The organism is Streptomyces canarius, assembly GCF_014650735.1.
Classification (GTDB): domain Bacteria; phylum Actinomycetota; class Actinomycetes; order Streptomycetales; family Streptomycetaceae; genus Streptomyces; species Streptomyces olivaceoviridis.
The window spans coordinates 115,056-127,341 of sequence record NZ_BMVN01000014.1 but is presented as its reverse complement, the minus strand read 5'-3'; the positions used below and the strand labels follow the sequence as shown (position 1 = coordinate 127,341).

The following is a 12,286-nucleotide window of genomic DNA, read 5'->3' as shown; positions in this document are numbered from 1 at the left end:
GGCGGAACCGGCGCCCGGTCCGCCTGCCCCGAGGCCCGTCAGTCCGTGTCCGGTGGGCGCAGGGCGTCCCGCAGCGCCACCCGGGAGGCGATGCCGAGCTTCGGATAGATCTGGTACAGGTGTGCGCCGACGGTACGGTGCGAGAGGAACAGCCGCTCGGCGATCTGCTTGTTCGTCAGCCCGGTCGCGGCCAGTTCCGCGATCTCGCGTTCCTGCGGGGTGAGCGCCGTCACGTCCCTGCCGCCGGGGCCGCCCACCACCCGTCCGGCCGCCCGCAGTTCCTTGCGCGCCCGCTCCGCCCAGGCCGTGGAGCGCAGCTGCCGGAAGGTCTCCAGCGCGGCCGTCAGCGGAGCCTTGGAGCCGGACAGCGCCCGGGACCTGCGCAGCCGCTCGCCCTGGGCGAGACGCACCCTGGCCAGGGCGAAGGGCCACCGCTCCGCGTCCGGGGTGGCCAGCGCCGCGGCGAACAGCCGGGCCGCCTCCGCGTCGTCCTCCACGACGAGGGCCTCGGCTCCGGTGGCCAGCATGGCGAGCCGTGGCGAGAGCCCGGCGACGTTCGTCCCGCGCAGGGCCCGCACATGCGCGACCGCCTGTGCCCGCCGGTCGGTGCGCACGGCTGCTTCCACCAGTTCGAAGAACACCCATGCCGCGTGGGCGACGTACGGCGGGAAGCTCCCGGCCGGGCTGATGGCGTTGACGCGCGCGAACGCCCCGTCGAAGTCACCGTCGGCGATGTCCGCGAGCGCGTGCACGTGCAGCGCGCAGTGGACGGCCTCCCGGATACCGCGCGGCGCCGCCCAGTTCGTCATCGCCTCGGCGAGCGCGTGCGCGGTCCCGGTGTCGCCCCGCGACGCGGTGACGAGCCCCTTGGTGTACTGGAAGAACCAGGTGCAGACGGCGTACCCCGAGCCGGCGCACAGGGCCAGGCCCTCCTCCGACAGCTCCAGGACCTCCGCCCACTCGCCGCGGTGGTAGTCGTCCAGGCACAGGTGCAGCAGGGCGCCGATGTGCCGCCGTACCGGGCCTCCCTCGCGCCCCTGCCCGACCAGCCGCCAGGCCGCGTCCCGCACCGCCGCCAGCCGGTCCGGGTACACCGCGGCGGTTCCCACCCGGACGACCCGCGCGGGGTCGGTCTCCCGCGTCGTGCCCTCGATGATCTCGTCCAGCTCCCGCAGCGTCTCCGCGTCCGCGTGGGCCGGGTCGCCCCATGTCCGCGCGGCCACGGACAGCAGCCGCGGGGGAGTGGGGCGCAGCCGGGAGACGGCCGTGTAGTACGGCGTCCACAGGTCCGCACGCGCGCCGTAGTTGCACAACAGCAGCAGGAAGTGCAGCGCGTCGATGAGCGCCGGATCCTCGGCGTCGTAGCCGTGGCCGCCCTCCTCGATGGCGCCGACCAGCAGCCGGTGGGCCGTCGTGAGGTCGCCGTCGCTGTTCAGCACGAGCTGGACGGCGGCGGTCGCGGAGCGCAGGGACGCGCTGTGTCCGGGATCCGCCCGGGAGGCGTCCTCCAGCAGGGCCGAGGCGCTGCTCAGCGCGCCGATCGCCTCGGCGCCCACGTAGGCGGCCTCCGACAGGCGGCGCGCGCGGTCGGTGTCCAGCGGGCTGAGGTCGGCGGACCGGATGAGGGCGGCGATCGCCGCCACCGCGTCCCCGCGGTCCAGGATGCGCCGGGCGGTGCGCTCCAGCAGCAGGGCGACCTCCTCGTCGGGCTGGAGGGTCGCCTCTCCGAGGTGCCAGGCCCGTCGCTCCGGCTTGCCGGCCAGCACCTGCGCCAGGGCACGGTGCGCGGCGCGGCGGGCGCTGCTGGTGGCCGCCGCCACCACGGCCGACATGATCAGGGGATGCCTGAACACCAGGCGGCGCGGTGACTCGGCCACGCGTACCAGCCCGTCCCGCTCGGCCGGGTCCAGGTCGTGCAGGTCCGCGTCGGCGTCGCTCTCCCGTGCGGCGGCGGACAGCACACCGAGGTCGCCGGTGCCGTCCAGGGTGGCGAGCAGCAGCAGGGTGCGGGTCGTGGCGGGCAGGGAGCGCACCCGGGAGACGAACACGGACTGGAGGCGCTCGCCCAGCGGCAGGACGGCCGGCAGCACTTCCCGGGCCCGGCGCTGGTCCGCGCCCAGCGCGTCGGGGAGTTCGAGCAGGGCCAGCGGGTTGCCCTGGGCGGTGTCCAGCAGCCGTCGGCGCACCGGGTGCGCCAGGTCCGGGAAGCGCAGGTCGACCAGGCGGGCGGCGGCGTCCGCGTCCAGGGCGGGCAACCGGTGGGCGGGCAGTCCGCCGCCGTCGAAGAAGCTGGGCACGCCCGTCCGGGAGGCCGCGAGGAAACGGACGGGGGTGCCGGACAGCCGTCGGGCGAGGAAGCCGAAGACCGCGGCGCTCGCCCGGTCCACCCAGGGCAGGTCGTCCACGATCAGCAGGACGGGAGTGTCCTGGGCCGCCGACCGCAGCAGGGCCAGCGCGGCGTTGCAGACGACCATGCGCTCGGGGAGCGGGCCGGCGCCGAATCCCAGGGCGATCCGCATGGCCTCGCGGCTGGGGGAGTCGAGCCGTTCGAGGAGGCCGTGCAACGGCAGCAGGATCTGGTTGAGTGCCGCGTAGCCGACGTCGGCCTCGAACTCGGCGCCGGCCGCCCGCAGGACGCGGGTCCCCCGCTGGACGGCGGCCAGGGCCATGGCGTCCAGCAGGGCGGACTTGCCGACCCCGGGCTCCCCGGACAGCAGCAGGAAACCGCTCGCATGCCGCTCCAGCATCTCGGAGAGGTGGTCCAGATCGCGCTCGCGTCCCACCAGGAGCTCGGTGTGGCCGATCCTCGGCACGTCGGTGTGCGCCACCGGCCACCGCCTTCCTCCGGCCCCGGCCTCGCGCAACCGTGCCATGCGTATCTCCCACCGTGCCCGGCCATTGTAGGAGCGCGTCGGCGAACTCCGCCCCCCTGTCTCACTCCGCGTCACCCCCCGGTGCCAGGAAGTGACCTGCGCGTTTGTCCGTGACCCGGGTCGACTTCGCCGCACCCGCGACGCCTTCGGTCCGGGCGCCCGCCCTTCGCCGGGACGAGGCGCCGGCCCACGGGAGCCGGGGTGCGGGGCGAGCGGCGGTCAGATCAGTCCGCGTGCCGCGGCCGTGGCCCCCGCCTGGAAACGGGTGTCGGCGCCCAGCCTGGCCAGGACGGCTGCGACGCGCCGGGTGGCGGTACGGGTACTGCACCCCAGCTGGCGGGCGATGGCCTGGTCCTTCAGGCCGGCCTTGAGCATGCGGAGCAGCAGGACATCGTCCTCGTCGAGGCCGTCGTCCCCGGCGGGCGCCGCCCCGGTGATCGGCTCGGCGCGGATCCAGTAGGCCTCGTACAACTCCATCAGGGCGTCGAGCACGGCGGAGGGGTGGATGACGACGAGGTCGTCGTAGACCGGCCCCGACAGGGGGACCAGCGCGACCCGCCGGTCGATGATGTGGAGTTTGAACGGCAGGGACGGCAGCATGCGTGAACGCTCGCCCAGTTCGGCGAGTCTCAGCAGCATCGCGAACCGTCCGGGCCGTTCCATGGACTGCGGACAGTAGATCGACCGCACGTCGATGCCCCGTTCGAGCCACCCCTTGGTGAGGCCGAACTCGTCCTCGTTGCTGTGGTGCCGGCCGTCCGGGCGGGCCACGTAGGGCGGCCGGTCCAGGGCCCACATGTGGGAGGTCGCGGAGTTGCTGAGCTCCTCGACCCGTTCCAGGATCAGCCTGCGGTCCGAGAGGACCTCCACCAGGTTGCGCGGGTCGGACCGCAGCCGCCCCTCACGGTAGCGCTCGGCGATCCGGTCGATCTCCGCGCGCGCCGAGGCCAGCGCCATCTCCGTCTCCAACTGCCGTCTGGCCAGCAGGGGCAGCATCGCGGTCTGCGGGTTCGTCGCCTGGTAGCGGCTGAGGCCGGTCACGTACAGGAGCCCGAGGTCCCGCAGGCGGGCGACGCACCGCACAACGTGCTGCTCCGGAAGGCCCAGGGACGCGCAGACCTCCGCGACGGTCGCCTGACCGCGGTCCACGAAGCACCGGTACACCTCTTCGTCGGGCTCGGCTATGCCCAGGACCGACAGCACGTATGCATACCTCCGTCGGATCGGTGTGTGACATTCCTGGCGCGGTTGGCCATCCGTCCAAATGCGCCAACAGAGTATCTGGACACCTCTCCAAGGAACAGCGTTCACTTTCTCGCCGGGACGATGTGGTTGCTTAGGTGTCCGGCTCCCGCCGTCGTCAACTCCCCACCCCCGCACGTGCAGCACCAGCCCGAAGGTGCTGGAGACACCATCCGGCTCGGCCCACTCCCCGTGGAGGAACGTGTGAGTTTGACGCTCCGAAGAAAAACCTTCGCCTGCGGCGCGGCGGCTCTGGCCGTCTCCCTGGCCGCCGTCTGTACCGGCATACCGGCGCAGGCCGCCGGTGACCCGCTGACCCCCGTCCCCCGCTCCGGGCACCTCCCGGCCGGCCGTTACATCGTGACCCTCTCCGACGCGCCCGTCGCCCTCTACCAGGGTGGCGTGGCCGGCCTCGCGGGCACCGCACCGAAGCCGGGCGCCAGGGTCGACACCTCCAGCACCGCCGCGCACCGCTACCAGGACTATCTCCAGGACCGGCAGAGCAAGGTCGCCGCCTCGGTCGGCGCCAAGGTCCGGGGGCGCTACACGGTGGTGACCAACGGCTTCACCGCGAAACTGACGGCCGTTCAGGCGGCGCTTCTGAGCCGGCAGCCGGGCGTCCTCAAGGTCAGCCCGGACGGATGGAACAAGCCGACGGACGACTCCCGGTCCACCGACCTCATGGGCCTGTCGGGGCCGCACGGCGTGTGGTCGAGGCTCGGCGGCACCGCGAACTCGGGCAAGGGCGTGGTGGTCGGTGTCATCGACACCGGCGTCTGGCCCGAGAGCGCGTCGTTCGCCGCCCCCGCGCTGGGCACCGCGCCCCCCACGGCCAAGGACCCCTACCGCCCTTACCGCAAGGGCGACGTGACCGTGATGAAGAAGGCCGACGGAAGCACCTTCACCGGCGTCTGCCAGACAGGTGAGGAGTTCACCGCCGCCGCCTGCAACACCAAGCTCGTCGGCGCCCGGTACTTCGGCGACGCCTATCTCGCCGAGACGCCCCCGGAGCAGCGGGACGACTACGTGTCACCGCGCGACGGCGAGGGCCACGGCACCCACACCGCGTCCACCGCCGCGGGCAACGCGAACGTCCGGGTGACCGTGGAGGGGAAGGACTTCGGGAGGATCTCCGGAGTGGCACCGGGCGCCGCGGTCGCCGTGTACAAGGCGCTGTGGAAGGACAAGGGCGGCGCCGACTCCGACATCGTCGCGGCGATCAACCAGGCGGTGGCGGACGGCGTCGACGTCATCAACTACTCCGCGGGGGCGCTCCTGGAGACCCCGCTCGACAATCCCGTCCAGCAGGCCTTCCGGGCGGCGGCACAGGCCGGCGTGTTCGTGTCGACGTCCGCGGGCAACAACGGCCCGTCGAGGTCGTGGATAGACAACACCGCCCCGTGGACCACCACCGTCGCGGCCAGCACCATGGCGACCCCGGAGGCCACGGTGAAGCTGGGCGACGGCCGGACCTTCGTCGGGGCCAGCGTCACCGTGGACACGGAACTCGGGCCGAAACCGCTGGCGTTGTCCACCGACGTGCGGGCCGCCTCGGCGACGGAGACGGCAGCGCAGCTGTGCCAGGACGGGACGCTCGACCCGGCGAAGACGGCCGGGAAGGTCGTGGTGTGCGACCGGGGGGTCAACACCCGGGTGAGCAAGTCCGCCGAGGTCGCGCGGGCCGGGGGCGTCGGCATGGTCCTGGTGAACACCAGCGACCAGGACACGGACGGCGACATCCACCTGGTGCCGACCGTACACCTGAACGGGGCGGCGGCCACGACGGTCCGCGGCTACGCGGCGGCGCCGGGCGCCACCGTCTCACTGGAGCCGGGAGGTTCCACCGGGACGCCGTACCCGCAGATCGCTCCGTTCTCCAGCAGGGGACCCTCGGAAGACAACAAGGGCGCGCTGATCAAACCGGACCTCGCCGCACCGGGCGTGGCCGTGCTTGCCGCCGTCGCGCCGCCCGGCAACCAGGGGCACGACTTCGACTTCATGTCGGGAACGTCGATGGCCGCGCCGCAGGTGTCCGGCCTCGCGGCCCTCTACTTCGGCGTGCACCCCAAGTGGTCCCCGATGGCTGTCAAGTCGGCCCTGATGACGACCGCCGTGGACACCAAGACCGCGTCGGGCGGCACCAACACCGACGTGTACGCGCAGGGTTCCGGTGAGGTCGACCCCGCCGCGATGCTCAACCCCGGTCTGGTCTACGACTCGTCGAACCGGGACTGGCTCGCCTACGAGGAGGGCCTCGGGATCGACACCGGTACCGGCGTGGCTCCCATCGAACCCAGCGACCTGAACTACCCCTCCCTCTCCGTGGACCGACTGCTCGGTTCGCGTACCCTCACCCGCACGCTGACCGCGGTCAGGCCGGGTGTGTACCGGGCGTCGGTCAAGCTGCCCGGTTTCCAGGCCGAGGTGAAGCCCTCGACCCTGCGCTTCACCCGTACCGGACAGACCGCGAAGGTCAGCATCAAGCTGACGCGCACCACCGCGGTCTCCGACGTCCCCGTCACGGGCTCCCTGACCTGGGCGGGCAGCGGGCACGTGTCGGTACGCAGCCCGATCGTGGTGACACCGCAGAGCTTGCTGGCCCCCGGCCGGCTGGAAGGCAGCGGGAGCGCGGGAAGCGTCTCGTACTCCGTGACCCCGGGAACCGAGAAGCTGAAGCTCACCGCCTACGCCCCCGTGGTGGGCGCCCCGGTGCGCGGTGAGATGTCCAACGAGACGGGCAACGCCCAGGACTTCGTCCTCACGGTGCCGGAGGGAAGCAAGGCCGGTGAGTTCTTCGCCGTCGGGGACGATCCCGGTGACAGGCTGTACCTGATGGTCACGCCCTTGCGGGAGGACGGTTCGCCCGCCGCGAGCGGCCAGCTGAGCGAGTACGAGCACCAGGCGCACGTCAGCCTGGGGACGCTGAAGCCGGGCAAGTACGCGGTGACCGTCATGTCGGCCTGGTACGAGGGGGCGCCGTTCTCGTCCGACATCACGTTCACCCTTCGGGCGAACGTGGTGGGCACGGACGCGCCGGCGACCGGCACCTTCAACGTGTCTCCCGAGCGTCCTGTGACGAAGCCGGGCGTCCCCTTCCCCGTCACCGGTACGTGGTCCGGTGTGGACACCTCCGCTCCGGCCACCGCCTACGTCGGCTACCAGGACGGTACCGGCACCCTGGTCAGCATCCACGGCTGACCCCCTCCTCCGGCGGGCCGCCCGGCGGCCCGCCGGAGCTCAGAACGTGGACCCCTTCTGGTCGGGGCTGCCGGAGCCGGCCACAGCGGGAGCCGGGTGCCGTTGTCCCGGACGTCCGTGCACCGGTCGGCGAGCGTGCCGGCCAGGTCGTGTCTGCCGTTCAGCACGAACTGCGTTCGCGAGCCGCACGCACCTGCCGGGCGCCCGCAGGGTTCCGCCCGTGAACGTCCGTGGTCCTCGCCGTGGTCCCGCCCTGTCTCGGCACACCCGGCAGGAAACGACGGACGGACGGGTACCGGCAGGACCGGACGCCCGGTGAACCCGGCGGACGCACAGTGGTCATGGGGCCGGAGTACGAGGCGGACGCCCACCGGCAGTACGCGCGGCTGCGCGCGAAGGGCCCCGTCCACCCGGCGCGGTTCTTCCGGGCGTCACGGGCTGGGTGGTCGTCGACCACGACCTGGCCCGCGAGGCGCTGACCCGTCCGGCGCCGCTCAAGGACCCGGAGCCGGCCGCGGAGATGCCGGAGGCGGCGGGCTTCCCGGGCCACAAGCGTGGCACCGGGTTCGGCGGCCGGATGCTGGAGGCGGACCCGCCCGAGCACACCCGGCTGCGCGCGTCCGGTCTCCGGTGCCTTCTCCCCGAAGCGGACCGCCGAGACGGAACCGCACCAGCGGCCGGCCACGGCGGACAGCGCCTACGGCTGTGCTGTCGCAACCCTTCGCCTCGGCGTTCGGGACGCGGGAGGGAACTGCGCGGCACACGCCGGACTTCGCTGCGACACCTCCGTCGAGCGCACGACGAACCGCTACGCGGCCGAGGACCTGGAACCGGGCGGCGTGCACATCCCCCGTGGCGTCGTCGTCGCCGTGGCCCGACGGTCCCCACCGGTTCCCCGGACCGGCGCTCAGGGAGCGCTCGCGCAACGCGAGCGCTCCCTTCTGTGATCAGTCACGACACGGGTGCCTGCCACCGGCGATCTCAGTGGCGGACACCCGATGCCCGGCTCAGCGCAGCCCGTAGGCCCGGGTGACGGTCTGCCGGACCCGGTCACCCGCCCGGTCGACGGCGCTCGCCCGCAGGGACACGTGTCCGCCCGGCTGCCCGCCGGCGGGTATCACCAGCGACCAGTGGCCCCGGCCGGCGGACGTGACCGCCGCCGGGCTCCAGGTCCTGCCGTCGTCGTACGACACATCGACGGTGACCTTGCGGACCGGGGACGTGCCGGAAGCGCCCGGCTGGTGCCGTACCGTGACCGAACCGGTGAACTCCTTGCCGGCCGGGGCGGTGTTGTGCCCGTCGAGCGGCAGGGCGAACCCGAGGTCCAGCAGGTCCACCGGGGTGCGGACCGAGTCCTCGGTGCGGCCGGTGGTGAAGGTCCACTCCGAACGCACCTTCGGGGACAGCGCGGACGGGCGGGTGGCCCTGACGACCAGCCGGTAGGTACCCGCGGCCGACGGCAGGTCGAAGGTCCCCGCTCCCGGTGTGCCGTTGCCGTCCACCTTCGTCCCGTCCCGGAACAGTTCCGTCGTGCCCTTCTCCAGAACCTGGCCGTCGACGTCCGTACCGGCCGCGGTCGTGTGGTTCGGATCGGCGTCGTTGAACACCGGGATCGCGGTCACGAGCCGGTCGCCGGACCGGTAGGCCGCGGGTACCGGCAGGCCGTCCGCGTCACTGGTCAGCGGGTTCGGCAGCCGCGGCGCGAAGGGCGCCGTGCTCCACGCGGCCGAGGTGCGCCGGTCGGTGCGGTAGGTGGTCCACGCGGTCCGCTCCGACGCCCCGTACGTCCAGTCCGCGTTCAGCCCGGCGCCGGCGTCCACGGCCCAGGACACCCCGGGCGTGAAGTACTCGACGCGGGTCTGCGGGACGGCCAGCCGCTGCTCCGTCCTGCCCCACAGGCCCGAAACCGGGTCGTGGTAGAACAGGCCCTGCACGATGACGTGCCGGCCCCCCGCCGGGTTGCGGTAGACGGCCTTCGTCCGGGCGAGCGCGGCGCGCCGGAAGTGCCAGGCATGGCCCTCGGGCAGATCCAGGCCCACCGAGCCGAACAGGTTGTACTGCGTGCGGGTGGCGGGTGTGCCGACCACGTGCACCTGCCGCGCACCGGCCGCCAGCCGCTCCCGCAGCCCCTCGACGTCCTCGTACCGCAGCAGTTGCAGGATCGGCACCTCCGTCAGGCGCGCGATGTAGTCGTAGGTGAGGACCAGCGCGGCGCCCTTGGCCTTCAGCCCCGTCACCAGGGTGGCGAACTGCTCCTGCGACGGCGTGCCGACGGGATCCGGCGCGTAGTGCTCCGGCGCGACGAGCACCACCTTGCCCCGGACGTCTCCGACCTGGTCCGGGTCGGTCTCCTCGCCGATGTCGACCAGGTCCGCGGTGATGTCGCCCTCGTAACCGGCGGACTGGGGGTCCTCCACATAGCTGACCTCGAACGGGTGCTCGCCGACCGTCGTCACCCGGTTCTGCGGCGGGACCCAGGCCCCGCCGTACGAGAGCGCCGTTCCGGGGACGGCCTTGTCGGACAGCACGTAGCGGGGTGTGTAGTTGCTGTCCAGGGCGATGCCGTCCGTGCCGTCGCCGGTGGTGACGGTGGACGAGAGGGTGACGTGGGCCGAGTAGGGATCGGGGCGCGCGGCGGGATCGTCCAGGTCGGCCGTGACCGGTTGGGCCTTGGTCCCGTCGAGGGCGAGGGTGCGGTCGCCGTCGACGTGCAGTCCGCCCTGGAGGTAGTAGGTGATCGTCACATGCAGCAGGCCGGAGATCGTGCCGAGCCCCACGACGCGGTAGTCCCCGTCGGGAACCTCTGCCCGCAGGCCGTTCTCGTCACCCGAGTCGGCGGGGTAGACGGCGCCCGTGGTCTCGTTCTGGAGCGCGACCCAGGCGTCGTCGAGGCCCAGCGCCTCCCCCGCGTGGTTGCGCACGCGGACCGTCACCGTGCGCAGGAGTTCCCGGACCTGGGCGGTGACCGGGGTGACCACCCGGGCGTCCCCGGCGGTGGCCGTCAGCCGTCCCTCGTAGGAGCCCGCGGAGTCGGGGCCGGCCGCGAGCCGCACGGTGGTGGTGGCCGTCCCGTGAGCCGGAACCGTGACGGAGGGGTCGGCGGAGAACAAGCCGTCGGGCGCGGGCCGTCCCCGCTCGTCGGTCACGGACATGCTCAGGGCGAGGGTGACCGGAGCGTCGCCGTCGTTGGCGTAGGTGACCCGGCCGGTGGTGGGCCGCGCCGGGTCGTGGGGCCACGGGATGCGGCCCAGGCCGAGCGACGGGGTGACGGCGCGCACGGACTGCGCGTCGGCCCGCGCCACGTCCAGCCGGCCCGCGCCGTTGCCGAACACGTCGACGTCCTTCAGCACGGTCGCCGACCCCGTGAGCGCGGCCTTGATCTGCCGGCCGCTCCAGTCGGGGTGTTCGCCGGCGAGGATCGCCGCGGCGCCCGCGACGTGCGGGGTGGCCATCGACGTCCCGGACAGCGACACGTAGTCGGCGTCACCCGGCGCGTCCGGGAACGCCCCCGGCGCGCGGGCGGCGACGATGTTCTCGCCGGGCGCCGAGATCTCCGGTTTCAGTCCGAAGTCCCCCACGCGCGGCCCCCGGCTGGAGAACCGGCTGAGGGTGTCCTGCTTGGTGGTGCTCGCCACGGTCAGCGCCGCGTCCGCGGCTCCGGGCGCCGTCACGCTGTGCGGCTGGCCGGCGTTGCCGGCGGCCACCACGAACAACGCGCCCGACGCGGCCGAGAGCCTGTTCAACGAGGTGGACAGCAGGTCGGTGCCGTCGCTCGGGGCGTCGCCGCCCAGGCTCATGTTGATCACGTCGGCACCCTGCTGGACGGCCCACTCCATGCCGGCCAGGACGCCGGAGTCCGTGCCGCGGCCCTCGTCGTCGAGGACCTTGCCGTTGAGCAGCCTCACCCCGGGGGCCACCCCCCGGTACCGGCCGCCGGAGGCGGCGCCGCTGCCGGTGATGGTGGACGCCACGTGGGTGCCGTGGCCCACGTGGTCGTCGGTGTCGGCCGCGGTGGAGAAGTTCTCCGCCGCGTCGACCTTCCCCTTCAGATCCGGGTGGGTGGAGGAGATGCCGGTGTCGAGCACGGCGACCTTGACCCCCTCGCCGGTGTGGCCGTGCTCCCAGGCGGTGGGCGCGCCGACCAGCGGCACACTCACGTCCAGGGTGGGCCGTACGACGCCGTCCAGCCAGATCTTCGTGCCGTGCGCCGGGGCGGCCCGGCCGGTGTCGGCCGCGCCGGCCCGCTCACCGGTCAGGGACCGCCACAGGGCGGTGGCGTGCGACTTGCCGGTGCTCAGCGCTCGTACGCCCAGCCGGGGCAGGGTGTGGGTGACCCTGGCGGTGGAGGGCGTCACCGTCTTCGGGGCGGTGCCCGGTCGTCCGGTGACGATCACCTTGATGTCGTGGGTGTGCCGGTCGTCGAGGTGCTGCCGCGCGAGTTCGGTGATGTCGAACAGCGCCTTGTCCACCTGGCCGCGCGCCATCGCACCCCATGCGTCCCGGGGCACGACGTAGGTGTGGCCACCCTCGGTGTAGTTCGCGAACGCCGTCTGGCGCCGTTCCGTGCCGGCCGTGGCGCTCACGACCCGCACGGTGTCGCCCGTGCGGCGGTAGCGGACGGTGTCCCCCGTGACCAGGGTGACCTGTTCGACCGGTCCGGCGGCGGGTGTGCCCGGCCGGGCGGCGGCGTCCGTGGGCGTCGCGCCGGCCGGAGCGACGAGCGCTCCCGTCAGCGTGCCGACGCCCAGTAACAGCGCCGCTGTTCTGTGTCGTGTCACTGCAATCCTCCTGTCGGCGCCCCGTGGTCGAGGGGCGGGGACATGTGTCCCGACAGGTGAACAGGGAAGGGTGGCCCTCGGGTTGCCTCGGATTCCGCCGAAGATGCCGCACGAGCCGGTGCCGGCAGGGGACGCCCACGGTGGCTGACCGGATGGGGGCACACACGGGGAGGCGGGCGTACGGCGTCCGGGGCG

At 73.3% G+C, this 12,286-nt stretch carries 4 protein-coding genes; 1 reads left to right on the top strand and 3 read right to left on the bottom strand.

Annotation, left to right across the window (positions count from 1 at the left end; translation table 11 throughout):
- Positions 1-38: 38 nt before the first annotated feature.
- Both IE294_RS21305 and IE294_RS21300 read right to left on the bottom strand, forming a co-directional pair.
- A complete protein-coding gene (locus IE294_RS21305; protein ID WP_229917263.1) occupies positions 39-2,873 on the bottom strand; it encodes a helix-turn-helix transcriptional regulator in 2,835 nt (944 codons plus the stop codon).
- Positions 2,874-3,092: 219 nt separating this feature from the next.
- Positions 3,093-4,076 carry a helix-turn-helix domain-containing protein gene (locus tag IE294_RS21300; RefSeq protein WP_189888466.1) on the bottom strand — a complete coding sequence of 328 codons (984 nt, stop codon included), beginning with the start codon at positions 4,074-4,076 and terminating at the stop codon, positions 3,093-3,095.
- A gap of 243 nt (positions 4,077-4,319) precedes the next feature.
- Between IE294_RS21300 and IE294_RS21295 the strand changes: the two genes are divergently transcribed.
- Positions 4,320-7,313 carry a S8 family peptidase gene (locus tag IE294_RS21295; RefSeq protein WP_229917262.1) on the top strand — a complete coding sequence of 998 codons (2,994 nt, stop codon included), beginning with the start codon at positions 4,320-4,322 and terminating at the stop codon, positions 7,311-7,313.
- A gap of 1,007 nt (positions 7,314-8,320) precedes the next feature.
- On the opposite strand, the gene IE294_RS21290 is transcribed toward IE294_RS21295, so the two are convergent.
- Complete coding sequence (locus IE294_RS21290; RefSeq protein WP_189888464.1) at positions 8,321-12,091, bottom strand: S8 family serine peptidase; 3,771 nt, start codon at positions 12,089-12,091, stop codon at positions 8,321-8,323.
- Between the last annotated feature and the right edge of the window lie 195 nt (positions 12,092-12,286).

Bases quoted from the DNA above. Each gene is read 5' to 3' on its own strand.
- IE294_RS21305 (WP_229917263.1), bottom strand. From the start codon at position 2,873: ATGGCACGGTTGCGCGAGGCCGGGGCCGGAGGAAGGCGGTGGCCGGTG.